22 protein-coding genes are annotated in these 25395 nt (G+C 68.1%); 12 read left to right on the forward strand and 10 right to left on the reverse strand.

Translation table 11 applies throughout. The annotated features are described in order from the left end of the window. Positions 1-42: 42 nt before the first annotated feature. Positions 43-639 (forward strand): LysE family transporter, encoded by a 597-nt coding sequence (locus AB5I40_RS19865; RefSeq protein ID WP_370940035.1) that lies wholly within the window; start codon positions 43-45, stop codon positions 637-639. Here the strand turns inward: AB5I40_RS19865 and AB5I40_RS19870 are convergent. Further along, complete coding sequence (locus AB5I40_RS19870) at positions 636-1640, reverse strand: LacI family DNA-binding transcriptional regulator (protein ID WP_370940036.1); 1005 nt, start codon at positions 1638-1640, stop codon at positions 636-638. The genes AB5I40_RS19865 and AB5I40_RS19870 overlap by 4 nt on opposite strands. Positions 1641-1843: 203 nt before the next feature. On the opposite strand from AB5I40_RS19870, the gene AB5I40_RS19875 reads away from it, so the two are divergent. From AB5I40_RS19875 to AB5I40_RS19895, 5 genes are read left to right on the forward strand one after another with little or no spacing between them, the layout of a single operon-like run. Then, positions 1844-2920, forward strand: a complete 1077-nt coding sequence (locus AB5I40_RS19875; protein ID WP_370940037.1) for an ABC transporter substrate-binding protein — start codon at positions 1844-1846, stop codon at positions 2918-2920. Then, positions 2920-4497 carry a sugar ABC transporter ATP-binding protein gene (locus AB5I40_RS19880; RefSeq protein WP_370940038.1) on the forward strand — a complete coding sequence of 526 codons (1578 nt, stop codon included), beginning with the start codon at positions 2920-2922 and terminating at the stop codon, positions 4495-4497. The genes AB5I40_RS19875 and AB5I40_RS19880 overlap by 1 nt, the downstream gene beginning before the upstream one ends. Beyond that, complete coding sequence (locus tag AB5I40_RS19885) at positions 4469-5428, forward strand: ABC transporter permease (RefSeq protein WP_037712597.1); 960 nt, start codon at positions 4469-4471, stop codon at positions 5426-5428. The genes AB5I40_RS19880 and AB5I40_RS19885 overlap by 29 nt, the downstream gene beginning before the upstream one ends. Next, a complete protein-coding gene (locus AB5I40_RS19890) occupies positions 5425-6408 on the forward strand; it encodes an ABC transporter permease (RefSeq protein WP_370940039.1) in 984 nt (327 codons plus the stop codon). The genes AB5I40_RS19885 and AB5I40_RS19890 overlap by 4 nt, the downstream gene beginning before the upstream one ends. A gap of 51 nt (positions 6409-6459) precedes the next feature. Then, a complete protein-coding gene (locus tag AB5I40_RS19895) occupies positions 6460-8949 on the forward strand; it encodes a LamG-like jellyroll fold domain-containing protein (protein ID WP_370940040.1) in 2490 nt (829 codons plus the stop codon). Positions 8950-9047: 98 nt separating this feature from the next. On the opposite strand, the gene AB5I40_RS19900 is transcribed toward AB5I40_RS19895, so the two are convergent. Further along, positions 9048-9473, reverse strand: a complete 426-nt coding sequence (locus tag AB5I40_RS19900) for a PGPGW domain-containing protein (RefSeq protein ID WP_370940041.1) — start codon at positions 9471-9473, stop codon at positions 9048-9050. Positions 9474-9609: 136 nt separating this feature from the next. Here AB5I40_RS19900 and AB5I40_RS19905 point away from each other — a divergent pair, with 136 nt between their 5' ends. Next, on the forward strand, positions 9610-10266 hold the full coding sequence (locus AB5I40_RS19905) for a GNAT family N-acetyltransferase (protein WP_370940042.1): 657 nt from the start codon (positions 9610-9612) through the stop codon (positions 10264-10266). A gap of 1 nt (position 10267) precedes the next feature. Beyond that, on the forward strand, positions 10268-10891 hold the full coding sequence (locus tag AB5I40_RS19910; protein ID WP_370940043.1) for a trans-aconitate 2-methyltransferase: 624 nt from the start codon (positions 10268-10270) through the stop codon (positions 10889-10891). Here AB5I40_RS19910 and AB5I40_RS19915 read toward each other — a convergent pair. Both AB5I40_RS19915 and AB5I40_RS19920 read right to left on the reverse strand, forming a co-directional pair. Then, entirely contained in the window at positions 10885-11490 is a 606-nt protein-coding gene (locus tag AB5I40_RS19915) for an FMN reductase (RefSeq protein WP_134663377.1), read from the reverse strand. The two genes, AB5I40_RS19910 and AB5I40_RS19915, sit on opposite strands and share 7 nt — an antisense overlap. Before the next feature lie 30 nt (positions 11491-11520). Continuing rightward, a complete protein-coding gene (locus AB5I40_RS19920; protein ID WP_370940044.1) occupies positions 11521-12606 on the reverse strand; it encodes an LLM class flavin-dependent oxidoreductase in 1086 nt (361 codons plus the stop codon). Between the two features lie 241 nt (positions 12607-12847). Here AB5I40_RS19920 and AB5I40_RS19925 point away from each other — a divergent pair, with 241 nt between their 5' ends. Together AB5I40_RS19925 and AB5I40_RS19930 are read left to right on the forward strand one after the other, a co-directional pair. Further along, the gene (locus AB5I40_RS19925; RefSeq protein ID WP_370940045.1) at positions 12848-14899 is read left to right on the forward strand and encodes a type IIA DNA topoisomerase subunit B; all 2052 of its coding nucleotides are present in this window, start codon (positions 12848-12850) and stop codon (positions 14897-14899) included. A gap of 32 nt (positions 14900-14931) precedes the next feature. Further along, entirely contained in the window at positions 14932-17421 is a 2490-nt protein-coding gene (locus tag AB5I40_RS19930; RefSeq protein ID WP_370940046.1) for a DNA topoisomerase (ATP-hydrolyzing) subunit A, read from the forward strand. 936 nt (positions 17422-18357) lie between these two features. Here AB5I40_RS19930 and AB5I40_RS19935 read toward each other — a convergent pair. The 6 genes from AB5I40_RS19935 to AB5I40_RS19960 all read right to left on the reverse strand — a co-directional run bounded on the left by AB5I40_RS19935 (position 18358) and on the right by AB5I40_RS19960 (position 22047). Then, entirely contained in the window at positions 18358-18858 is a 501-nt protein-coding gene (locus AB5I40_RS19935) for a YbaB/EbfC family nucleoid-associated protein (RefSeq protein ID WP_370940047.1), read from the reverse strand. Then, complete coding sequence (locus AB5I40_RS19940) at positions 18855-19229, reverse strand: YbaB/EbfC family DNA-binding protein (protein ID WP_370940048.1); 375 nt, start codon at positions 19227-19229, stop codon at positions 18855-18857. Before AB5I40_RS19940 ends, AB5I40_RS19935 begins: the two co-directional genes overlap by 4 nt. Then, positions 19230-20342 carry a C40 family peptidase gene (locus tag AB5I40_RS19945; RefSeq protein WP_370940049.1) on the reverse strand — a complete coding sequence of 371 codons (1113 nt, stop codon included), beginning with the start codon at positions 20340-20342 and terminating at the stop codon, positions 19230-19232. Further along, on the reverse strand, positions 20339-20653 hold the full coding sequence (locus AB5I40_RS19950; protein ID WP_116205241.1) for a hypothetical protein: 315 nt from the start codon (positions 20651-20653) through the stop codon (positions 20339-20341). Before AB5I40_RS19950 ends, AB5I40_RS19945 begins: the two co-directional genes overlap by 4 nt. 78 nt (positions 20654-20731) lie before the next feature. Further along, positions 20732-21532 carry a DsbA family protein gene (locus AB5I40_RS19955; RefSeq protein WP_370940050.1) on the reverse strand — a complete coding sequence of 267 codons (801 nt, stop codon included), beginning with the start codon at positions 21530-21532 and terminating at the stop codon, positions 20732-20734. Positions 21533-21537: 5 nt separating this feature from the next. Beyond that, on the reverse strand, positions 21538-22047 hold the full coding sequence (locus AB5I40_RS19960; RefSeq protein WP_370940554.1) for a MauE/DoxX family redox-associated membrane protein: 510 nt from the start codon (positions 22045-22047) through the stop codon (positions 21538-21540). Between the two features lie 98 nt (positions 22048-22145). Here AB5I40_RS19960 and AB5I40_RS19965 point away from each other — a divergent pair, with 98 nt between their 5' ends. Together AB5I40_RS19965 and hrpB are read left to right on the forward strand one after the other, a co-directional pair. Further along, positions 22146-22976 carry a glutamate ABC transporter substrate-binding protein gene (locus tag AB5I40_RS19965; protein ID WP_370940051.1) on the forward strand — a complete coding sequence of 277 codons (831 nt, stop codon included), beginning with the start codon at positions 22146-22148 and terminating at the stop codon, positions 22974-22976. Beyond that, positions 22973-25393: an ATP-dependent helicase HrpB gene (gene hrpB / locus AB5I40_RS19970; protein WP_370940052.1), complete on the forward strand. Its 2421-nt coding sequence runs from the start codon at positions 22973-22975 to the stop codon at positions 25391-25393. The genes AB5I40_RS19965 and hrpB overlap by 4 nt, the downstream gene beginning before the upstream one ends. Positions 25394-25395 lie beyond the last annotated feature (2 nt).

The raw sequence follows: 25395 nt of genomic DNA on the forward strand, positions 1-25395 counted from the left end.
CAAGCAGCAGACGGCGCAGGAAGGGACCAGCCAGGCAGTCCGATGAGCGCCGCGCTGGTCGCGGGGCTCATCGCCGGCTACGGGATCGCCATGCCGGTCGGCGCGATCGGCGTCTACCTGGTCGAACTCACCGCGCGCACGTCGTGGCGGGTCGGGGCGGCCGCGGCGATGGGCGTGGCCACCGCGGACGGTGTTTACGCCGTTCTCGCCACCACCGGCGGTGCCGCGCTGGCCCCGCTGCTCGCCCCGATCACCACTCCCCTGCGCCTGACCTCCGCCGCCGCTCTGTTCCTGCTCGCCGCGTGGACCGCGGTCCGGGCGATCCGGCGTTATCGATCCGCCGAAACGCCCTTGCTGGCAACGGAACCACACCCCCTAAAGGCATACGCGACACTGCTCGGCCTGACCCTGCTCAACCCGTCCACCATCATCTACTTCACCGCGCTCGTCCTCGGCGAACGACCGGCGAACGGCACCGTGTTCGCCGCCGCCGCGTTCGCCGCTTCGGCCAGCTGGCAACTGCTGCTCGCCATCGGCGGCGCGTTGCTCGGACGCGGCCTCACCGGCCCGCGCGGACGGCTCGGCACCGCTTTGCTGTCCAGCGCGGTGATCCTCGTGCTGGCGACGCGACTTCTCTAGGAAACGACCGTGCTTTCCCTTACCTCCAGGGAAAACGGCGGCTGCACCGAACGCGGCGTGGCGCTCTCGGTACCGGCGAGGCGGCTGTGGATCAGGTCGATCGCGGCCTCGGCGATGGCCGCCTTGTCCGGCGAGATCGTGGTGAGCGCGGGCAGGCTGAACGCGCTCTCCTCGGTGTTGTCGAAGCCGACGATCGCGATGTCGTCCGGCACCCGCAGCCCGTGCTCGGCCACCGAGCGCAGCGCGCCGACGGCCAGCAGGTCGTTGAAGCAGAACACCGCGTCCGGCGGTTCTTCCTGTGCCAGCAAGCGTTTCATCGCCGCCGCACCCTCGGCGCGGTGGTACTTCGCCACCGGCTCCACGAGCGAATCCGCCGACGGCAAGCCCGCATCCGCCAACGCGGCCCGATAACCGGCGAGCCGCAGCGACGACGTCCCGCGCTTGGGGTTCGCGCCGATCGCGGCGATCCGGCGCCGGCCGAGCGAAACCAGGTGCGATACCGCGACGTGCGCGGCCTGCACGTTGTCGATTGCCACCCGGTCCAGCGCGACGTCCACCGCGTGTTCGCCGAGCAGCACCAGTGGAATTTTCCCTTCCGCGTCAGGGAAATCGTCCGCTTCGAGCGCTTCCGGATGCACCAGGGCGCCGTCGACCAGATGCGGACCCAATGAGTCCACAGTGGCCCGCTCCCGGTCGCGAGTCCCTTGCGTCTGCTCGATCAGCACGCTCCAGCCGCGGCGCTGCGCGGCGGTGATCACCAGCCCGGCCATTTCGCCGAAGTACGGAATGCTCAGCTCCGGCACCATCAACGCCAGGAACCCGGTCCGCCCGCGGCGCAGGTTGCGCGCGCCGACGTTTGGCCGGTACCCGGTCGCGGCCAGTGCTTCCTCGACGCGCCGCCGGTTCTCGGGCTTCACGAACGCGTAGCCGTTCACCACGTTCGACACGGTTTTCACCGAAACGCCCGCCAGCGTCGCGACGTCCTTCAGGGTCACGGCCACGCTGACTCCTCATCTTGTCGGCCCAGAGCCCATCACGAGCCCGCGAGGCTCCCGGCACCAGCCCCGACGACCACGTAGTGTAGCGACGTTTTGCCTGTTTACAACGTTGTTCCAACGATGTAAAAATAGCCGCAGCTCAGCGTCGTGACGGAGGTCACGCCGCCGAGCGGGTTGCCCCAGTCGTCGGCTGCGAGGAGTCCGCCGTGTCCCCGTCCGTCCCCACCCGCTTCGCTCTGGTCGCCGGCGCCGCCACGGCACTCGTGCTCGCGGGGTGCACCAGCCGCGAGGAAACCCCGGCCGCGCAGAGCAATGGCTCCGGTCCGGCCGCCTCGGCCGCGTCCGCCGCGCCGAGCGCCGACGGCTGCACCATCGACAAGACCGGGTACCCGAAGCTCGACCCGAAGACCGCGATCGTCGGCTTCTCCCAGTCGGAGAAGGAGGCGAACCCGTTCCGGATCGCCGAGACGCAGTCCATCCGCAGCGAGGCGGGCAAGCTCGGCATCCCGGCCGACCACCTGCTCACCACGAACGCGCAGAGTGACCTCAACAAGCAGATCTCGGACATCAAATCCCTGCTCGACCGGGGCGCTCAGCTGCTCATCGTGGCCCCGCTGAACTCCGACGGCCTGCAGCCCGCGCTCGACGCGGCGAAGGCGAAGAAGGTCCCGGTGGTCACCATCGACCGGCAGGTGACGTCGAAGCCGTGCACCGACTACCTCACCTTCATCGGGTCCAACTTCATCGAACAGGGCCAGCGCGCGGCCGCCTCGCTCGCGAAGGCCACCGGCGGCACCGGCAAGGTCGCGATCCTGCTCGGTTCCTCGGGCAACAACGTGACCACCGACCGCACCAAGGGGTTCAAGGACGAACTCGCGAAGACGCCCGGCCTCACCGTGGTCGCCGAGCAGACCGGCGAGTTCGACCGGTCCAAGGGCCAGCAGGTGATGGAACAGCTGATCCAGAGCCATCCCGACCTCACCGCGGTGTACGCGGAGAACGACGAGATGGGCATCGGCGCGGTGAACGCGCTCAAGACCGCGGGCAAGAACCCCGGCAAGGACGTGAAGGTCGTGTCCGTCGACGGCACCCGCAACGCGGTGCAGCTGATCGTGGACGGCAGCTACAACGCGGTGATCGAGTCGAACCCGCGCTTCGGGCAGCTGGCGTTCCAGACGCTGCAGCAGTTCGCGGACGGCAAGCCGATCCCGGCGAGCATCGTCATCACCGACGACTCCTACGACGAATCGAACGCGGCCCAGAAGGTCGGGAACGCGTACTGATGACGAGCACGGCCGACGCGTTGGCGGCGACCATGACCGCACCGGTGCTCGAGGTGACCGGGGTGACCAAACGGTTCCCCGGCACCGTGGCCCTCGACGACGTCTCCTTCCGCCTGCGCCGCGGCGAAGTCCACGCGCTGGTCGGGGAAAACGGCGCGGGCAAGTCCACTTTGATCAAAGTCCTCACCGGCGTGTACCGGCCGGACGAGGGGCAGGTGCGCCACCTCGGCGAGCCGGTCGAGTTCCGCCGGCCGATCGACGCGCAGCGCGCCGGGATCTCCACCATCTACCAGGAGGTCAACCTCGTTCCGCTGATGAGCGTGGCGAGCAACGTCTTCCTCGGCCGGGAACCGCGCACGCGCACCGGATTGGTGGACTGGTCGGCGATGAACGAACAGGCGCGCGAACTGCTCAGCGGGTACGGGATCGACACCGATGTACGGCGTCCGCTGCACACGCTCGCGGTCGGTGCGCAGCAGATGGTCGCGCTGGCCCGGGCGGTGTCCACAAAGGCCGGTGTGGTCGTGATGGACGAGCCGACCTCGTCGCTCGAACCGCGTGAAGTGGACACCCTGTTCGAGGTGCTGGCTCGGTTGCACGCCGACGACATCTCGGTGCTTTATGTGAGTCACCGGATGGACGAGCTGTATCGGGTGTGCGACAGCGTCACAGTGTTGCGCGATGGTCGGGTAGTACACAGTGGACCGCTGAAGCCGTTGCCGCGCATCGAGTTGGTGTCGATGATGCTCGGCCGGGAGATCCGGCAGATCCGCGCTGAGGGCGTCACGGCGTTCGGCGAGGAGCATCATGCGGAGAAGGAACCGTTGCTGCAGGCCTCTCATCTATCCGGAGGGAACAAGCTGCACGACGTTTCGGTGAGCGTGCGGCCGGGTGAGGTCGTCGGATTGGCGGGACTGCTCGGGTCTGGCCGCAGCGAGACTGCGCGGGCTGTCGTCGGGGCCTTCCCGCTCGACGGCGGCACCGTGCTACTGGCCGGAAAGCCGTTGAAGCGCGGGAAGATCTCCGCCGCGATGCGGGCCGGGATCGCGCTGCTGGCCGAGGATCGCAAGGCGGACGGGATCATTCCGAACCTGTCCGTGCGCGAGAACATCGTGCTCGCCGCGCTGCCGCGACTGTCCACTTTCGGCTTCGTCAGCCGGTCCAAACAGGACCGAGTGGTGAAGACCTTCATGGAACGGTTGCGGATCAAGGCTTCCAGCCCGGAGCAGAAAGTGTCCGAGCTGTCCGGCGGCAACCAGCAGAAGGTGCTGCTGGCGCGTTGGCTCGCCACCGGGCCGAAAGTGCTGCTGCTGGACGAGCCAACGCGTGGCATCGACGTCGGAGCCAAGGCCGAGGTGCAGGCGCTCATCGATGAACTGGCCCAGGACGGCCTCGGCGTGTTGCTGATTTCGTCCGAGCTGGAGGAGATTCTCGACGGCGCGGACCGGGTGGTCGTGCTGCGCGACGGCAGCGTCGCCACCGAATTGGCCGGGGACGCGGTCACCGAGGACAACGTGCTGGCGGCGATTGCTGCAGGGGGTGACAACGATGTCGACCGCGACACTGACGAGACCTGACCGCGCCCGCGTCACGAGCTGGCTGCAGAACTACGGCGTGTACCTGGCCGTGGTCGTGCTGCTGCTGTTCAACATCGCGTTCACGAAGAACTTCCTCTCCGCGGCCAACTTCCGCACGCAGCTGGTGCAGGCCGCGCCGGTGTGCATCGTCGCGCTCGGCATGGCGCTGGTGATCGGCACCGAGGGCATCGACCTGTCCGTCGGCTCGGTGATGTCGGTTGCCGCCGCGCTCGTCCCGCTGTACCTCGGGGCCGGGCCGGTGATGGTGATCGTGGTCGCGTTGATCGCCGGGGTCGCTTCCGGACTGTTCAGCGGGTTTCTGGTGGCGCAGCTCGGCATTCAGCCGATCATCGCCACGCTGGCCCTACTGGTCGGCGGTCGGGGGCTGGCGCTCGTGATCGCCCACGGACAGCTGGTGCAGCTGCACAACCCGGACTTCCTCGCGCTCGGCACCGGCGACGTCCTCGGCGTGCCGATCATGGTCCTGGTGGCCGCAGTTCTCTCCGTGCTGGCCGGATTGTTGGTGCGGCGCACCACGTTCGGCCGACACTTGGTCGCAGTCGGCGGCAACCGTCCTGCTGCGACACTCGCCGGCCTGCCGGTGAAACGCGTCCTGATCGGCGTGTACGCCATGTCCGGTGCGCTGGCGGCGATCGCTGGCGTGCTGTCCACCGCACGACTCGCGGCGAGCGATCCCAACGATCTCGGCCTGCTGATGGAACTTTCCGCGATCACCGCGGTGGTGGTCGGCGGAACTCCGCTCACCGGCGGCCGGGTACGCGTACTCGGCACGGTGTTCGGCGCACTGCTCATGCAATTGGTGCACGCCACGCTGATCAAGCACAACCTGCCCGATTCCGCCGCGCAAATGGTGCAGGCCGCCATCATCGTCGCCGCGGTGTACGTCGCCCGGGAACGGAGCACGCGATGATCGCGACCACCGCCGCCCCGCCGTCGGAACGGGGTGCCGCGTTCGCCGCAGTCCTGCAACGCCAAGGCGCGGCCGTGGTGCTCGTACTGGGCGTGGCTGCCGCGTGGTTTGCCTTCCCGCGCTTCGGATCGGCGGACAACCTGCGCGATCTCGCGTTGCAAAGTTCTTTCCTGGCAGTGATCGCGCTCGGCATGACGTTCGTGATCATTTCCGGCGGGATCGATCTGTCCGTCGGCTCGGTGTACGCGCTCGGCGGGGTGCTGGCCGCATACGGCTCCCGCTACGGTCTGGTCGTCGCGATCCTGCTGCCGTTAGTCGTTTGTGGACTGATCGGGTTCGTCAACGGTCTTCTCATCGCCCGCACGAAGATGGCACCGTTCATCGTCACGCTCGCGTCGTTGTTGTTTGCTCGCGGGCTCTTGCTGGCCTTGACCAACGAGGGCGCGACAACGTACAAAGTGGAGCCGGGATCGGCGTTGCTCTGGCTGGGGCAAGGCAAGATCTTCGGCATCGGCGTACCGGTGTATCTCGCTTTGGTCCTTTTCGGACTCGGCGGGCTGCTGCTGCGCCGGACCCGGTTCGGCCAGTCGGTGTTCGCTCTCGGCGGCGCGGAACAGTCCGCGTTGCTGATGGGTCTTCCGGTGGCCCGCACCAAAATCACCCTCTACACGCTCAGCGGCACGCTCGCCGGATTCGCCGGCGTGCTCACCGCGGCGTATCTGCAATCGGGCGTCACCGTGCTCGGCGTCGGCACGGAACTGGACGCGATTTCCGTCGTGGTCATCGGCGGAACGCTGCTCACCGGCGGCGCGGGAACCGTCATCGGCACGCTCGTCGGCGTGCTGCTGAAGACGCTGATCCAGAACGTCATCAACCAGGTCGGCACTCTCGATTCCAACTACCAGACGGTGGTCAGCGGCGCGTTCCTGCTGGTCGTCGTCGTGATCCAACGGCTGCTGGCCCGTTCCCGCCGATCCTGACCCTGTGCCGCTCCATCCGCGCTGATCCACCTGTCACTAGGAGGTTCGACGATGGTCCGTCCTGCCCGCAGACCCGGCCGTTTGGCCACGGTGGCCGCCGCGCTCGCCGTGGCCGTGTCCGGGTTGTCGAGTGTCCCCGCCGCTGCGGCAGATCCGCCGGGGTGGCAACGCCTCACCCCTCCCCTGACCACCCCGTGGACCAACCAAGTTTCGCCGAGCAACGCCCTTCCCGAATACCCGCGCCCGCAGCTGACCCGCGACAACTGGCAAAACCTCAACGGCGTCTGGGAATTCTCCGCCGCCAAACCAGGCGACTCGCCGCCGATCAACCGCGGTCTCGACGAACGCATTCTCGTTCCTTATCCGGTCGAATCGGCGTTGTCGGGCATCATGCGGCACGAAACGTCGATGTGGTACCGGCGGACGTTCCAGGTGCCGAAGAACTGGCACGTCGGCGGTCGCGACCAGCGGCTGATCCTGCACTTCCAGGCGGTCGACTACGACACCACGGTGTGGGTCAACGGCCATCAGGTCGCGCGCCACACCGGCGGTTACGACGCGTTTTCCGCGGACGTCACCAATGCGCTGACCGCGGGGAAAGACCAGGAAGTCGTCGTCGGTGTCACGGATCCGAATGACGCGGGCGGGCAACCGCTTGGCAAGCAACGCAAACCCGGCGACGGAATCTTCTACACCCCGTCGTCCGGAATCTGGCAGACCGTCTGGATGGAACCGGTGACCCCGGCTTACATCTCCAAAGTGGACACTACGCCGGACGTCGCCAACGGCTCGGTCACCGTCAACGCCGTCGTGGGCGGACCGGTGAAGCAACGCGTGGAAGCCGTCGCCTACGACCACGGCCGTGTCGTCGGCCACGTGTCCGGACCGGCGAACACTCCGTTGAAGCTCAAGGTGAACCGGCCGCATCTGTGGACCCCGGACGATCCGTTCCTGTACGACCTGCGCGTCTCACTGTCCTCTGGGGACAGTGTCGGCTCGTACTTCGGCCTGCGGTCGGTCTCCATCGGAAAGACCGCGGACGGCAAGCAGCGGATGATGCTCAACGGCAAGTTCGTGATGCAACTCGGCCCGCTGGACCAGGGTTTCTGGCCGGACGGCATCTACACCGCGCCCACCGACGCGGCGTTGAAGTTCGACCTGGAGCAGGAGAAGGCGCTCGGATTCAACATGGTGCGCAAGCACATCAAGGTCGAACCTGACCGCTGGTACTACTACGCGGACAAACTCGGGCTCATGGTGTGGCAGGACATGCCCGCGATGAAGGACGACATCGAGGCGACGCCCGCGTCGCAGGCGAACTTCGAATCCGAACTGCATCGGATGATCGACCAGCACCGCAGTTTCCCGTCGATCGTCACGTGGGTCCCGTTCAACGAGGGCTGGGGCGACTACGCCGTCGGCCGGATCGCCGACCAGGTCAAGGCCTGGGATCCGACGCGGCTCGTGGACGCCGAGTCGGGCGTGAACTGCTGCCGGTCCGAGCCGGACAGCGGGCGCGGCGATCTGTACGACGACCACACCTACACCGGCCCCGGAACCCCGGTGCCGGACGCGACACGGGCAGCGGTCGACGGCGAGTACGGCGGCCTGGGCCTGAAGGTCGACGGACACCAGTTCGACCCGGCCGGCAGCTTCGCCTACGAGATGGAACCGGACAGCGCCACGCTCACCCGGCGCTACGCCGAACTCCAGCAACGCCTCCTGCTCGCCGGACGGCAATGCGGAGTGTCGGCAGGCGTCTACACACAGACCACCGACGTGGAGAAGGAGGTCAACGGCTTCTTCACCTACGACCGTCAGGTGAAGAAGATGGACTTCGCCGCCGTCCGCGCCGCGAACCAGTCGGTGATCAAGGGCGTTGACGGCTCGCCGCAACAAGGGCCGGTAATCCCGCCAGGCACTCCCGGTATCGACGGAATCGCCGCGTACCCGTTCGACGAGAACAGCGGCACCACCGCGGCGGACACCGTGGGCCACCACGACGCGACGCTCGTCGGCGGCGCTTCCTGGACCGCCGGACACAGCGGTTCGGCCCTCGCGGTGAACGGCTCCGGCCAATATGCGGACACCGGTGCCGCGCTCGCGAAGACGGACCTGAGCTACAGCGTCGCGGCGTGGGTGAAGTTCAACGCTGTCGGCGACGGGTTCCAGACCGTGGTGAGCCAGGACGGCAACGACCACAGCGCGTTCTTCCTGCAGTACTCCGGCGCGGACCACAAGCTGGCGTTCAGCTTCGTCGGCACGCGGGCCCTCGCGCCGGTCACGCCGGAGGCCGGGCGCTGGTACCACCTGGTCGGTGTCCGCGACGCCGCTACCGGGCAGCTCGCGCTCTACGTGGACGGTCAGTTGGCCGCGTCGAAGAGCGTCTGTCTCGGCGAGGCGTCCACCGGACACACGGTGATCGGACGCGGGAAGTACGGCGGGAACCCGGTCGACTTCCTGAACGGGGCAGTTGACCAGGTGCACGTGTACGACCGGGCGTTGTCTGCTGCGGAGGTGGCCAAGCTCTACGCTTCCTGACGCTTGATGAACGGAGCGCCTGGACCTGTTTCGCAGGTCCAGGCGCTTTTCTTTCTCCGCACTGTCGCGCAAGCGACCATCGGTGCGGCGGCAGCTATCTAGGGCTTGCCGCCTTGCTCGCCTGAGACTCGCTTCGCCCGCACCCGCCGGTAACTCCAGATCAGCAACGCGAACAAGATCAAGCTCGACAGAATCAGGCTAGTCCCCGTACTCCACCCGCTCAGCGGCAGCGACCGGACCGTCCCCCACACGATGCCCGCGGCCAGCAGCGCGAGCCCGGCCAGCACGGAACCGGCGATCCGCCACGGCGAAGACACACTGTCCTCGGCGGCTTGCATCGCCCGCGTCCGCACTGGGTCGACAAATCGCTGCAGCGCCGGGAACTCCGCGGCCAGCACCAGCAATCCGGCGAGCACCAGCAGCAGTCCCGGCCCCGGCAGCACGAGCAGCACGACCCCGACGATCACCAGCACTCCGCCGACGACCGAGAAGAGCGCCCGGCGCACTGGCTTGCCCAATCCCATCGGGTTAGTGTGCCGTGCGACTCGCAGTGCTGCCAGGCGAAACCTTGCCGCACTGTCCATACTGGACTCACCCGGGCACCCGGTCCCGCGGCGGAGCACGCGTTTTTTGTCGGTGCTGAATGCTTAGCTGCTCAGCGTGGTCGAATCACTGCCTGACCTCATCCTCCGCTGGCAGGCGGGATGGGGCGCATCCCGAGGCTTCCGCCCTGCCGAACAAGCCCGAGGCGGGCTGCATGTCCTCATCGAGCAACCGGACCGGCATCGCGAGATCGTCGCGCTGTCCGCCGAACCCGACGTCCTGCGCGGTCTCGCCGACGAGGTGGCCGCAGCTTCGCTCCCGTCCTGGCTGACGGTGCCGACCAACCGGCCCGAGTCAGTCGAGGCGATCGTGCGCGAGGCTGGCCTGAAGCTGCGCGACGAACGCGAAGCGCTCATGACCATTCCCCTGCGTCGGCACCCATCGCGCCCAGCTCCACCGCCCTACACGTGCGCGACCACCGTGAACGGAACAGTGTTCGAAACCGTGCTGCGACATCCCGATTCCGGCGTAGCAGCACGCGGAACCATGGCCGTGGTCGGCACCGACGCGATCGCGGACCGAATCGCCACCGAGCCCGAACACCGCCGCCGCGGCCTAGGCAGCGTGGTGATGAGCGCGCTCGCGGAAAGCGCCCTGGCGTGTGGCGCGACCATGGGGATTCTCGTCGCGACCGCGGATGGTCAACAGCTGTACTCAGCGCTGGGCTGGTCCACGCGCGCCACCGTCCTCATCGCCCAGACCCCGGCAGGCTGACATGGAATGGCTCACCGACACCCGGACTTCGTACGACACCGTCGCGGAGGACTACGCCGCGTTCGTCCGCGACGCTTTCGCCGAACAGCCGTATCTGCTTGCCGCACTGGAGTTATTCGCCGCGCAAGTCAGCGACAGCCCAGTCGCCGACATCGGCTGCGGCCCCGGCCAAGTGACCGCCCGCCTCAACGAACTCGGCGTGGCCGCGTACGGCGTCGACCTGTCGCCCGGCATGATCGAGGTCGCCCGGCGCGACTATCCCACGCTGCGCTTCGAGGTCGGCTCGATGACCGACCCGCTGCCCACCGCTTCACTGGCCGGAATCGTGGCGTGGCAGTCGATCATCCACCTGCCGGACGTGCTGGTCCCGGGCGTCTTCGCGAACTTCCGCCAAGCCCTGCGTCCCGGCGGATTGCTGCAACTGCTGTTCCATGTCGGCAACGAAACCCGGCTCAAAACCGAAGGCTACGGCGGCCACCCGATGAGGCTCCAGGTGCACCGCCGCCCACGAGAACGTATGACGACATGGCTGCGCGACGCCGGGTTCACCGTCGAGGCCGAACTGCTCCTCGACCCGCAAACCCCGGCGCCGCAAGCCATCCTGACCGCCAGGAGCCGTCAGTGACCAGCCAGCAACTGCTCAAACGACACCGACGCATACTCGTCGTCCGGCTTCGCCTCAGGCGCTGCCGCGACCAACTGCGCCAGCTCGCGGCCAGCCCGTTCCACGCGCTGCTGCAACGCACCGGTCGCCTCGACGCTGCCCCAGTCCGACGACGCCGCGTACACGCCCGTCGCGACCACTGTCGCGCGAAGGTAAGCGAAGAGCGGCCGCAGCGCGAAGTCGAGCGCGAGCGAATGCCGCTCCGTGCCGCCCGTCGCGGCGAGCAGCACCGGCTTGCCGTCGAGCGCTTCCTTGTCCAGCACGTCGAAGAACGATTTGAACAGCCCGCTGTAGGAAGCGGTGAACACCGGCGTCACGGCGATCAGGCCGTCCGCGCGTGTCACGGTGTCGATCACTTCCCGCAGCTGCGGGCTGGGGAACCCGGTGAGCATGTTGTTGGTGATGTCCACCGCGATGTCACGGAGTTCGAACACCTTCACCGTCACGTCGTCGTCGACCAAGGCGGCGCGGGCGGCCTCGGCCAGCCGGTCGGCCAGCAGCCGCGTCGACGACGGCTGGCTCAACCCCGCGGTGACCACGGCGATAGTGCGTGCAGTCATGACCTCTCCACTCAGTCCGGAGTACCCGGGTCAGGCGTTGACCGCCTGAGCCGCCTTCAGCGATTCGTGCGTGGGCGCGTCCGGCACGTGCGCCGGGCGCTTCGCTTCCAGTTCCTTGCGCAGCACCGGCACGACCTCCTCGCCGAGCAGGTCGAGCTGCTCCAGCACGGTCTTCAGCGGAAGGCCGGCGTGGTCCATCAGGAACAGCTGGCGCTGGTAGTCGCCGAAGTGCTCGCGGAAGGTCAGCGTCTTGTCGATGACCTGCTGCGGGCTGCCGACGGTCAGCGGCGTCTGCTCGGTGAAGTCCTCCAGCGACGGGCCGTGCCCGTACACCGGCGCGTTGTCGAAGTAGGGCCGGAACTCGTTCCACGCGTCCTGCGACTTCGGCCGGATGAACGCCTGCCCGCCGAGCCCGACGATGGCCTGGTCGGCCTTGCCGTGCCCGTAGTGCTCGAAGCGCTGCCGGTAGAACGCGATCAGCTGCTGGAAGTGCGAGGTCGGCCAGAAGATGTGGTTCGCGAAGAACCCGTCGCCGTAGTAGGCGGCCTGTTCGGCGATCTCCGGGCTGCGGATCGAACCGTGCCAGACGAACGGCGGAACGCCGTCGAGCGGGCGCGGGGTCGAGGTGAAGCCCTGCAACGGGGTGCGGAACTTGCCCTGCCAGTCGACGACCTCCTCGCGCCAGAGCTGGTGCAGCAGCGCGTAGTTCTCGACGGCCAGCGGGATGCCCTCGCGGATGTCCTTGCCGAACCACGGGTAGACCGGGCCGGTGTTGCCGCGGCCCATCATCAGGTCGAGCCGCCCGTCGGCCAGGTGCTGCAGCATCGCGTAGTCCTCGGCGAGGCGCACCGGGTCGTTGGTGGTGATGAGGGTGGTCGACGTCGAGAGGACGATCTTCTCCGTCCGCGCCGCGATGTTCGAGAGCAGCACCGTGGGGTTCGCCGGCGCGGCGAACGGCGGATTGTGGTGCTCTCCGACGGCGAAGACGTCGAGGCCGACCTCTTCGGCCTTGAGCGCGATCTTGACCATCGCCTTGATGCGCTCGTGCTCCGTGGGCGTGACGCCCGTGGTGGGGTCGGTCGTGACGTCGCCCACCGAGAAGATTCCGAACTGCATGACCGCTCCCTAGCCGGTTGCTTCTTACCTTGCTTGTCGGCACAACTACTCGCGTGGAAGATGTATTCCAACGGGACTATACCGGTGACCTGGGACACGCTGCGGGACGCCGCCGGGGGCGCAGCGGCCAGTTCCTGTCAGGGGGTGCGGATATCCTGCAGTACGGTGACGGCCCGGGGCCCCTGCTCCGGCCGCCTGTTTGCCCACCGAACAGCTCGCCTCGATCCGGGAGAACGACCTCGTGACCGCTGAGACTCTGTACGGGGCCGATGACCTGACCCACCTCGAGGGACTCGAGGCGGTTCGCAAGCGCCCCGGGATGTACATCGGCTCCACCGACAGCCGGGGCATCAACCACCTCTTCTCCGAGGTCGTCGACAACTCCACCGACGAGGGCGTGGCCGGCCACGCCTCGCGCATCGTCGTCACGCTGCACGGCGACGGCAGCGTCCAGGTGGACGACGACGGCCGCGGCATTCCCACCGGCGTGCACGCCAAATCCGGCCTCTCCGGCGTCGAACTGGTGCTGACCCGGCTGCACGCCGGCGGCAAGTTCGGCGGCTCCGGGTACAAGACGTCGGGCGGCCTGCACGGCGTCGGAGCCTCGGCGGTCAACGCGCTGTCGCACCGCTTCGACGTCACGGTGAAGCAGGACGGCAAGGTCCACCAGATGTCGTTCGCGCACGGCGTGCCCGGCGTGTTCGACGGCCCCGGCGCGAAGGCGAAGTTCACCCGCCGCTCCGGGCTCAAACTCGTCGGCAAGATGAAGCGCGGCGAGCGCAGCGGAACGTCGATCCGCTACTGGTACGACGCGCGGTACTTCGAGACCGGCGCGGTGCTCGACGTCGAAGGCGTGCGCGCGAAGCTGCGCAACACCGCGTTCCTCGTGCCAGGCGTCACGTACGTGCTGCGCACCACGTTCGAGGACACCATCAACGAGGAGACCTTCCACTTCCCGAACGGGCTGTCGGACATGGTCGACTTCCTCGCCCCGGACAGCGAGAAGCCCGTCTGCGGCACGCTGATGATCACCGGCGAGGGCACGTACAAGGAGAACGCGGCGGACGCCAACGGCGTCATGCAGTCCAATGTGGAGCGACACGCCGAGGTCGAGGTCGCGCTCCGCTGGGGCACCGGCTACGAGCGCACCGTGGAGTGCTTCACCAACACGATCCGCAACGTGCACGGCGGCACGCACCGGCGCGGGTTCGACCGCGCGGTCACCCGCGCGCTGCAAGACGTGATCGGCAAGACGCGCGGGCTGCTCAAGGCGAAGGAGGATCCGCCGACCACCGAGGACGTGCTGGAAGGCATGACCGCGGTGATCCACGTCCGGCTGCCGGAGCCGCAGTTCACCTCGCAGACCAAGGACGAACTGTCCACGGCCGGCATCACGCGCGTCATCCAGGGCATCGTCGACAAGCAGGTGCGCGCCTGGACCGAGGACCGGAAAACCAAGTCCGAGGCCAAGATCGTGCTGCAGAAGGTGGTCGACGCGGCGCGCGTGCGGCTCACCCAGAAACAGCAGAAGGACGCCGCCCGGCGCAAGACCGCGCTCGAAGGCGCGGCGATGCCGCCGAAGCTGGTCGACTGCCGCACCACCGGCGTCTCGCGCAGCGAACTGTTCCTGGTGGAGGGCGACAGCGCGCTCGGCTCGGCGCGGATGGCTCGGGTGTCGGAGTACCAGGCGCTGCTGCCGTTGCGCGGCAAGATCCTCAACGTGCAGAAGGCGTCGCTGGGCGACACGCTGAAGAACGCCGAGATCGCGTCGATCGTCCAGGTGCTCGGCGCGGGCACCGGCCGCACGTTCGACCTGTCGACGATGCGCTACGGCCGGGTCATCCTGATGGCGGACGCGGATGTCGACGGTTCGCACATCCGCACGCTGCTGATCACGCTGTTCGCGAAGTACATGCGCCCGGCGATCGAGGACGGCAGGCTGTACGCGGCCATGCCGCCGCTGCACAAGATCACCACGAAGGGCCGCGGTTCGGAGACCATCTTCACCTTCACCCAGCGCGAGATGGAGCAGAAGGTCGCCGAACTCGAAGCGGCGGGCAAGACAGTCGTCACGCCGGTGCCGCGGTTCAAGGGCCTCGGCGAGATGGACGCCGACGAACTGTGGGAAACCACGATGAACCCGGCGACGCGCTCGGTCCGGCGGATCACGCTGGAGGACGTCGAGGCCGCGGAGCTGGCGCTGGAACTGCTGATGGGCGAGAAGGTCGAGCCGCGGCGCAACTGGCTGGTCGAATCGTCCGACCGCGTCGACCGCGACGCCATCGACGTCTGAGTTTTCCGTTCGTTCCCAAGGAGTTGTGAGCCATGGCTCGCCGTAGCAAGACCCCGGTGACCCGGGTCGACCCGAGCGCGTTCGACTCGCCGGGCGCGCAGGTCTTCGACAACCCGCTGAAGACGGAGATCGAAGACTCGTACCTGGAATACGCGTACTCGGTGATCCACTCGCGCGCCCTCCCGGACGCGCGAGACGGCCTGAAGCCGGTGCACCGCCGGATCCTGTTCTCGATGAACGAGAACGGCTACCGCCCGACGCACGCGTACGTGAAATCGTCACGCGTGGTCGGCGACGTCATGGGCAAGTACCACCCGCACGGCGACGTGGCGATCTACGACGCGATGGTCCGGCTGGCGCAGGACTTCTCGATGAACGCCCCGCTGATCGACGGGCACGGAAACTTCGGTTCCCCGGACGACGGACCGGCCGCCTCGCGATACACCGAAGCCCGGATGTCGAACGAAGCGATGCTGCTCGTCGGCGAACTCGGCGAAGACACCGTCGACTTCCGCCCGAACTACGACGGTTCGCTCGAAGAGCCTTCGGTGCTCCCCGCCGCATACCCGAACCTGCTGGTCAACGGCACGTCCGGGATCGCGGTCGGCATGGCGACCAACATGATCCCGCACAACCTCGGCGAGGTGATCGGCGCCGCGCGGTGGCTGATCAACCATCCGAACGCCACGCTCGACAAGCTGATGGAGTACGTCCCCGGCCCCGACCTGCCCACCGGCGGCAGCCTGCTGGGCCTGGACGAGGTCCGCAAGGCCTACGAAACCGGCCGCGGCGTGGTCCGGATGCGCGCGAACGTCGAAACCGGCCCGCTGGAAGGCAGCCGCGGACGGCAGGCCATCACGGTCACCGAGCTGCCGTACGGCGTCGGCCCGGAGAAGGTGATCGAAAAGATCACCGACGAGGTCAACAAGTCCAAGCGGCTCACCGGAATCGCGGACGTCAAGGACCTCACCGACCGCGAGAACGGCACGCGGCTCGTCATCGAGTGCAAGGTGGGCGTCAACCCGCAGGCGCTGCTGGCGGACTTGTATCGCCTCACGCCGCTGGAGCAGTCGTTCGGCATCAACAACCTCGTGCTCGTCGACGGACAGCCGCAGACGCTCGGCCTGAAGGCGCTGCTGGAGGTCTTCCTGCGGCACCGCTACGAGGTCGTCACGCGGCGCACGCGCTACCGCCGCCGCAAGCGCGAAGAGCGCCTGCACCTGGTCGACGGTCTGCTGGTCGCGCTGCTGAACATCGACAAGGTCATCCGGCTGATCCGCGAAAGCGAAAACGCGGCCGCCGCGAAGGACGGCCTGATGACGAAGTTCAAGCTGTCCGAAATCCAGGCGACCTACATCCTCGACACTCCCCTGCGCCGCCTGACGAAGTACGACCGGCTGGAACTGGAAAACGAGCAGGAAAAGCTGCGCGCCGAGATCGCCGAGCTGACCACGATCCTCGAGGACGAGTCGGTGCTGAAGAAGCTCGTCTCGACGGAACTGGCGAAGATCGCCAAGGACTTCCCCACCGAACGCCGCACCCGCCTCATCGACGGCGACCTGAAGGAAGTTCTGGCCGCCTCGAAGCCGTCCGGCCCGCTGGAGGTCGCCGACGACCCGTGCCAGGTGATCCTGTCGGCCACCGGCCTGGTCGCCCGCACCGCAGCGGAATCCGAAGAGGCGTCGGAAGTCCGCCGCCGCAACGGCCGCGTAAAACACGATGCCGTATCGGCCGTCGTACACACCACCGCGCGCGGCCAAGTGCTGCTGGTGACAAGCCGAGGCCGCGCCTTCAAGACCGATGTCCTGCCGCTCCCCGTACTCCCAGAACAAGCAGGCACAGTGTCGTTGCGGGGCGGCATGGCAGCAAAAGAGCTGGTACCACTCGAAAAGGGCGAACGGGTCGTAGGCATCGCCCCTCTCGGCGAACAAGCAGGAGACTCGCCGGGCTTGGCCATCGGCACCCGCGCCGGCGTGGTGAAGGTCTGCGCGCCAGACTGGCCAGTCCGGTCGGACGAATTCGAGATCATCACCCTCAAGGCAGGCGACGAGGTCGTAGGCGCGACCTGGCTGACGGACGGAAACGAAACACTGGCCTTCGTCTCGTCGGACTCGTCACTGCTGCGCTTCGCCGCCAGCCTGATCCGCCCGCAAGGCACCAAGAGCGGCGGCATGGCAGGAGTGAAACTGTCCGCGAACGCGAACGCGGTCTTCTTCGGAGCAATCCGCACCGACGACGAAGAACACGGCGAACCGATGGTGGTGACGGCAACGGGCCAGAGCGTGAAGGTCACGCCCTTCAGCGAATACCCGGCAAAGGGCCGAGCCACCGGCGGCGTGCGAACCCACCGGTTCCTCAAGGGAGAAACCCAAGTCCAGGTCGCGTGGATCGGCCCCCGCCCAGCAGGCGCGAGCCGCACCGGAGACCCCGTGGAACTCCCCGAGATCGACCTCCGCCGCGACGGCTCAGGCCACGCCCACCCCGGCCCGGAAGTGGTGGGCCACCTCATCGAACGCGGCTAGGCCCACGGCTGTGGCGGTCCGGGTGGATCGCCACAGCCTTGTGTGCTGATTTCCCGGCCAGGCGACAGAAACACCCAGCCCCGCCCCTCCGAACGCGGCCAGCACGACGGCGGTGTGCGGACGATCCGGCGTGGGTCGCCCACACACCACAACCGCGACCCCGTGCGCCCCCGAGCCGAACACGTCTCACGGCAGCGGGATGCCGCGATCCAGCATGGATCGCCACACCGCGACCTGCCGCTTTTCCGCCCAGACAAAGGAAACACCCAGCCCCCGCACCCTCGAACGCCGCCGGCGGTGTGCGCGAACCAGCACCGGCCGGGGAAGGCACGGGGAGATGGCGGTTTGTGATGCGCGGGCAGCGGAACAACAAGGCGCGGCGATCCCGCATCAGTCCGGAAGCGCGCGGCGACACGGCGGTTCGCAGCGCGCGGGCAGCGGAACAACCAGGCGCGGTATCCCCACAGCGATTCGGGAGCGCGCGGCGACACGGCGGTCCGCAACGTGCGGGCAACAGAACAACCAGGCGCGGTATCCTACATCGGTCCGGGAGCACGCGGCGACACGGCGGTTCGCAACGTGCGGGCAGCGGAACAACGAGATGTGGTGATCCAGCATGGATCACCACAAACCGTGCCGGGAGTGGCTGCGGGCCCATTGACTGAGCGGGGCCTTGCGCCACACCACAACCCACCGCCGCCCCGCACCCCCGGCTAACAACAACGGGGCGCGGCGATCCAGCATGAATCGCACACCACAAACCGCCGCCTCCCCACCCAACGCTCGGAAATACCCAGCCCCCTCCCTGCACCCCGATACGAAGCCAAAAACACGGCGCGGAGATGCTTGTCAAGGCATCTTTCCCGCCTTGACAAGCATCTCCGCGCCGTAGTCACAATCAAGCTTCGGGGTGTGCCCCGCAACCACCACCCGCCTTCACCGATCCGACCGCAACGAAGCCGGATCAAAATCCTCCCACTCATCGTCCACAGTGGACCCAACCGAAGCAGCCGGAGCAGCAGCAGGAAACCGCCTCTCCCCCAACCTCTCCCCCCGCAACCGCTGAAACTCCTCCACCGTCATCCCAGGATCGTCATCCGCAGAACGAGCCGGAGCAGCCCGCCCGGACAACGCCTCAACAAGCAACCCAGCCTCCTCCCCCAGCAACAACCCCACCCGGTTGTAGCAATCCTGCTCGGCCTCAGCCATAGCCACCCGCACAACCTCGAGCACCAAAGCCGAAACCCGCGAAGGCTCTCCGTCCGCCAATGCAGGCGCAATCCACAACCGCTTCAACGCCCCCAACGCATCCACAGTCACCTCAACCGACCCATCCACAGCATGAGCCGACCCCCGAGCCTCCGCCATCAACGAAGCGACCTGCCCCAACGCAGCCTCACGAGACCGAGCCAGCTCGATAAGCTCCCGGGTCTTCACAACACCACCGGCTCTTCGTCGTAGAAATCCGGATCATCCTCAGCCAACGCCGCATACCCCAACGAGGCCACCGTCTCCGCGCCTAAAACCGGGGAAAGAACCTGATGCATCCGATCCGCAGCCCGCCGCTCAGCCCGCCTCGACAGCTCCATAATCTGCGCAGCGACAGACCCACTGCGCAAAGCAGCCCGAGTCAACGTCAACCCAGTCAGCAACCCACCCGGCGCGACCTCGACCGAAACCCCGCCGGCAGCGGCCTTTCCCACCACCGGCCCAGCCCGCTCGAACCGAGCAGCAGCCGCCTCCCCGGTCCGGGAAGCCTCCTCCATCACCCGCGCCACCGCGCGATCCATGTCGAATTCAGCCACCACTCACCCCGTCGGCCGGTAAAACCCGATGAACTGCTGCCCGGCATTGGTCGTCCGGATCTTGCTGATCTGCACCGGATCCCCGGCCTCGACCATCTGCCCGTCGCCGATCACCATCGCGACGTGCCCGGACCACACCACCAAATCCCCCGGCAGCAACTGATCCATCGACGGCACCTCGGCCCCGACGGTCTGCTGCTTAGCCGTCCGCGGCAACTGCAGCCCGGCGTCCTGATAGGACGTCATGGTCAATCCGCTGCAGTCGAGCCCCTGCCCGCGCGCAGTCCCGCCCCACACATACGGCACGCCCAGCTGAGACAACGCTGCCCGAACCGCTTTGGCCGCGGTCTCGTTCGGGGCCATCACGGTTTTGCCGCCCGGCAGGTTGATCCCGACCCCGCTGCCGGGCTGCGGCGGAACAGCCACCGGCAAGCGCGGCTTCCCGGCGAACCCGCCGCCGCCTCCACCACCGCCGGAATCCCCACCGCCACCGCCGTGGCTCACGTGCGCACCGTTGCTGTTGAACGCCTGCGGCACCGAGGTCGTAGCGCTGCTCGCGGAAGTCGAATCCGACCCGCCGAGCCGCTGCCCCAGCCCGGTCAGCTTCCCGAGCGTTTCCTCGGTGAACGTCGCCGCCTGACCGGTCAACTGCCCGATCTTCGTCTGCAGCTGCAACAGAATCTGCCGCGCCGCAGCAGCCCGGCTCTCCGGCGGCTGAATGCCGTTGACCGCCGCCAGCGCCTTCATCGAAGACGCGATTTCCCGCAGAATCTGGTCCCGCACCTGATCATTGCGGATCTCGCCGACGTGCAGCGTCTCCGCCGCCTCCGCGACCGCGCGCTCGATTTCCGCGCTCTCGTCGAGAAGGTCCTGGACTTCCTTCTCCAGATCCTTCGACGTCGCGACCGCCCGCTCGGAAGTCGCCCCGGAACTGGCCTGCGCCAGGTTCACCCGCTGAGCGCCCGCGTGCTGATTCGCCTGGCCGACGGACGTCTGCAGCGCGACATGCCCGTCGCGAGCGCCGTGGATCGCCGACGGATCGTGCTTCAGCTTCGCGGCGAACTGATTCGTGGTGTCCAGTCCATTGCGGACCAGATGATCGACCGGAGCGTTCACGAGAATCTGCGCAATGCGTCGCCGTGTTCCTGCTCCACCGCGGCGTAATTGCCCTGCGTGCGCCGAGCAGCCTCACCGACGTCGTGCCAGCCGCCGCCGAGCGCGTGCATCCTTTCCTGCAACGCGCGCATCCGCGCCCCATACGCGCCGGCGAATCCGGATTCGTCCCCGATCGCGGAAAATCCGTCGCCGGACAGCGTCACATGCGGACCTAGATGCGCTTTCGCCGCCGCACGCACCTCGTCGCCGAGTGGGTCGACCTGCTTCGCGTAGTTCTCATACGCGCCGTCGTCGACATGAAAACCGGACACAACCCGCCCCTCCCCTGAGCCCTGCGGCCCAGGTTAGCGGACGAGTTGTGCCCGGACAGGCGAATTGACCGGATCAGGTCAGCCGTTGAGGATCTTCGTCAGCCAGTCGCCCTGGGCCGGAACGGCCTTGCCGTTGACCGCGACGGTCGGAGTGCCGAAGCCGACCTGGCCGTTGCCGAAGTCCTGCTGGAGGTTCTGGTCGGCCTGGACCTGCTGGAACGCCGTCTGCAGCTGCTGGTCGTAGGCGCCGGTGTTGACTGTCTCGGCGAACTTCGGGTCGTTGATCCCGAGGTCCTGGCCGAGCTTGATCAGCTGGGCCTTGTCGTACCCGCGACCGCCTTCCTGCGGCTGGTTCTTGAACAGCGCGTCGTGGAACGCGGTGAACTTCTGCTGGTCGGCGGCGGCGAGCGCGGCGTTGGCCGAGTCGAGCGAGTAGCCCGGCGGGTCCGAGTTCTTGTTGAGCAGGATCACCATGTGGTAGCGCACGGTGAGCTGGCCGTCGTTGATCGCCTTCTCCATCCGCGGCCCGTAGTCCTGCTGCAGCTTGGCGCAGTACGGGCACAGGAAGTCGGCGTACAGGTCGATCGTCTTCGGCGCACCCGGTTTGCCGACCGACACTACGGCCCCGTCGCGCTTCTCGACCACGCCCGGTCCGAGCGCCGAGGTCGTGCCCGGCTGGATCGCGCTGTCCTGTGTGGCGTTCTTGCTCGAGTTGATCCACAGCACGCCGCCGATCACGAGCGCGGCGACCACCACGACGGCCACCACGATCGCGATGATCTTGTTCCGGTCGCTGTTCGAGCCCCGCGCCTGGGCGACCGACCTCGCGGCCGCCGCCTGCTGACGGCTTTTCCGCGCGTTGCGCGCAGCTCCACCCACTGTTCCTAATTCCCTTCCGCGATGCTCTTGGGGTAGTCGTCCGAAGACTCGTCTGAGTTCCCGGCGTTCCTGCCCTTGCCCCAGCCAAGCCAGCCGTCGACCGAAAGCCAGGTGCGCGGCCGTGCCAGCAGCCACACCGCGAGCAAGGCGAAGCCGGTGTCGCGCAGGATCTCCTGCGGGTACTCGGTCTGCCCGGCGTCCACGCGCCCGCCGCCGCCGAAGCAACCGCAGTCGATGCTCAGCCCGCGCGCCCACGACTGCGCGATGCCCGCGACGAGCACAGCGAGCAGCAGCAGCGAAGCAGCCGCGACCCAGCGCGTGGCCAGCCCGGCGAGGAGCAGCAGCCCGAGCACCAGCTCCAGCAGCGGCAGCCCGGTGGCGACCGGGCGCACGAGCGCGTGCGGGAGCACGTCGTAGGCCTGCACGGCGATGTACGTCTGCCCCGGGTCGGCGATCTTCAGGCCGCCGGACACGAGCCACACGACAGCCAGCCCGAGACGGGCGAGCGTCCCGATGGTGTCGAGTACAGGTTGGGGCAGTCGGCGCACGCGCTTAGGCTAGCCGTCTGACCTGAGAACTATGTGAGCAGCCGAGCGGCGAAGCGGAGGCACCGATGCGGTTTCGCGCAGTGCTCGCCGCCGTGTTTCTGCTGGTCAGCTGCGTCTCGTGCGGATCGTCGACGGTATCCAAGGACGATCCGCTTCCCACCCGGGCGCGTGACGGCAACCACCTGACCATTGGCATCCGGTTCGACGCGCCCGGCCTTTCGCAACGAACTGTCGACGGAAGGCTCGCCGGTTTCGACGTCGATGTCGCTACTTTCGTCGCGCGGGAACTGGGTGTCGAACCGGACCGCATCACCTGGCACGAGACCACCCCGGCGCGCCGCGAGACCGACCTGACCTCGGGCGCGGTCGATCTGGTCGTGGCCACCTATTCGATCACCGACAAGCGGAAACAGCAGGTCAGCTTCGCCGGGCCGTATTTCAGCACCGGCCAGGACCTGCTGGTGCGGCTGACTTCGCCGGACATCACCGGCCCGGAAAGCCTCAACGGCAAGCGGCTCTGCTCGGTCACCGGCTCGACGCCGGCGCAGATGGTGAAGGACAAGTTCGCGCAGCGGGTGCAACTGGTCGAGTATCCGCGGTATCCGGACTGCGTCACCGCGCTGCTGGCCAACCAGGTCGACGCGGTCACCACTGACGCGGTGATCCTCGCCGGGTACGCCGCGCAGAACCCGGAGCTGCTGAAAGTGGTCGGCCGCCCGTTTTCCACTGAGCGGTACGGCGTCGGCCTGCGCAAGGGCGATACCGAGGGCCAGCACGCGGTGGACGACGCGATCCGGAAAATGGTGTCGAGCGGGGCCTGGCGGAAGTCGCTGGAGACGAACATCGGGCCGTCGAACTATCCGTTGCCGAATCCACCGGAGATCACCGAGCAGTGACCGACCTAGCCTCGCTGCCGGACCTGCCCGTCCGCGCGGTGCTGCCGTCCGTGCTGAGCGCGCTGGACGAGCGTGGCGCCGCGGTGCTCGTGGCCCCGCCCGGCACCGGCAAGACCACGCTCGTGCCGCTCGCGCTGAACCGCGGCGAAGGACGCGTCGTGGTCGCCGAACCGCGCCGGCTCGCTGCGAGGGCCGCGGCGGGGCGGATGGCCGCGTTGCTGGGTGAACCGGTGGGCGAGACGGTCGGGTATGCCGTGCGCGGCGATCGGAAGGTCTCGACGCGCACGCGGATCGAGGTGGTCACGTCCGGGCTGTTGGTGCGGCGGGTGCAGCACGATCCCGAGCTGGCCGGGGTGTCGACGGTTCTGCTGGACGAATGCCACGAACGTCATCTCGACGCCGATCTGCTGCTTGCGCTGCTTCTCGACGTCCGCGCCGGGCTGCGCGACGACCTCCGGCTGCTCGCGACCTCGGCGACGGTCGCGTCCGGACGGCTGGCCGAACTGCTCGGCGATGCTCCGGTGATCACCGCACACGCCCGCACGTACCCGGTCGAGCTGAGCTATCGCGCTCCGACGCGCGGGGAACGTCCGGAAGCCGCGGTGGCGTCGGCGGTCCGGCAAGCACTGTCCGAAGGGGACGGTGATGTGCTCGCGTTCCTTCCTGGAGCGGGAGAAATCGCGCGTACGTCGTCGTTGCTGAGCTCGCTGGACGCCGACGTGCTGCCGCTACACGGACGGCTTTCCGCTGCCCGGCAAGACGAAGCTCTGCGGCCGCGAGACCGTCGCCGGGTCGTTCTCGCGACCGCCGTCGCTGAGTCGAGCCTGACCGTTCCCGGCGTCCGCGCGGTCGTGGATTCGGGCCTCGCGCGCGTCCCCCGAGTCGATCATCGACGCGGTCTCGCCGGGCTCGCCACCGTGCGGGTTTCGGCTGCGGTGGCGGAACAACGCGCTGGTCGTGCGGGCCGCGAAGCGCCTGGTCGCGCGTACCGCTGCTGGCCGGAGCACGAGCAAGCGACGCTGCCCGCGTATCCGGAGCCGGAAATCCGCACCGCCGAGCTGGCGCGGTTCGCGTTGGAACTCGCCTGCTGGTCCACTCCGGACGGAACCGGGCTCGCCTGGTGGGACCCGCCCGGCGAGGGCGCGCTCGCCGCCGCGCGGAGCCTGCTCGTCACGCTCGGCGCGACCACGTCCGACGGTGCCGTCACGCCCCGCGGACAGAAGATGGCCGACCTCGGCTTGCATCCCCGGCTGGCGCGCGCGTTGCTGGACGGCGCGGAGGCCGTCGGAGCCCGCGCCGCAGCGGAAGTGGTTGCCTTGCTCGACGCCGGCGCGACGCTGACCGATGTCGAAGCCGAACTGCGCCGCCTCCGTTCCGCCCACGACGACGCGGCCCGCCGCTGGCAGCGGGACGCGAAACGGTTGGCAGGCTTGGTCAATTCGCCAGCGAAAGCCTCCCCGGACGCCGCCTTGGTCGTCGCCCTCGCACATCCGGAACGCCTGGCGCGGCGACGCAGTGGTTCGGCACCGGTGTACCTGATGGCCAGCGGCACCGCCGCCGAACTGCCCAGCGGCAGCGGTCTGGGCGACGCCGAATGGCTTGCCGTCGCCGAAGCCACCCGCGACCCGGGCCGCGTGCACGGCACCATCCGGCTCGCCGCGACAGCCGACGAAGCCTTGGCGACCCAAGCCGCGCCGACCCTGGTGTCCGAAGTGGACGAAGTGCATTGGGACGGCGATGTCGTCGCTCGCCACGTCCGCCGCCTGGGCGCGATCGTGCTGTCCGAAAAGCCTTTGCGGAACCCAGATCCTCAGCTAGTCCACGACGCAGTGCTCGCCGGGCTCCGCGCCGAAGGTCTCGGGTTGCTGCGCTGGAGCCAAGACGGCACCCGGCTCCGCGAGCGGCTGGCCTTCCTGCACCGCGCACTGGGCGAGCCGTGGCCGTCAGTGGACGACGAAGCCCTGCTGTCCAATGTAGATACCTGGCTCGACCTCTCGCGCGTCCGCCGCCGAGCCGATCTCGCGAACGTCGACGCCGGAACCGCCCTGCGCGGCCTGCTCCCCTGGCCCGAAGCGGCGCGGCTCGACGAACTCGCCCCGGATCGGCTCGAAGTCCCGTCCGGCTCGCACTACCGCGTGGACTACCGCGGCGACCAGCCGGTGCTCGCGGTCAAACTGCAGGAGACCTTCGGCTGGACCGAAACGCCGTCGCTAGCCGACGGCCGCGTGCCGGTAGTGCTGCACCTGCTGTCCCCCGCCGGTCGTCCGGCAGCGGTCACCGCGGATCTCGAATCCTTCTGGCGCACCGGTTACGCCGCCGTCCGCGCCGACCTCCGCGGCCGCTACCCGAAACACCCGTGGCCGGAAGACCCGGCGACCGCCCAACCGACCCGGCACACCACCCGCAGGTCTCGCTGACC

The sequence above is a fragment of the Amycolatopsis sp. cg13 genome, assembly GCF_041346965.1.
In the GTDB taxonomy this organism is placed as follows: Bacteria; Actinomycetota; Actinomycetes; order Mycobacteriales; family Pseudonocardiaceae; genus Amycolatopsis.